We start from the raw sequence: 261 nt of genomic DNA, 5'->3' as shown, positions 1-261 counted from the left end.
GTCACCCGCTATGGCCGACCTTTCCAGGTCGTTCCAGTTCACTACGTTGCTCGGCTGGTCCCCGTTCGCTCGCCGCTACTAGGGGAGTATCAATTGATGTCCTTTCCTCCGGGTACTTAGATGTTTCAGTTCCCCGGGTTTGCTCTTAAAACCCTATGTATTCAGGTTAAAAGTACCTGTTTTACCCAATTATAAACAGCAGAGCTGATTATAACCGAGTATCAGGTGGGTTGCCCCATTCGGAGATCTTGGGATCAAAGC

At 49.4% G+C, this 261-nt stretch carries 1 rRNA gene (cut by a window edge); it reads right to left on the bottom strand.

From position 1 onward, the window contains the following. Positions 1–261: ribosomal RNA gene (locus tag JJ896_18585) — 23S ribosomal RNA — on the bottom strand; its annotated part runs 90 nt beyond the window's last position; the annotation flags it as partial.

The organism is Rhodothermales bacterium, assembly GCA_017643395.1.
GTDB lineage: Bacteria > Bacteroidota > Rhodothermia > Rhodothermales > UBA10348 > JABDJZ01.
This window is presented reverse-complemented; position numbering and strand designations above follow the sequence as displayed.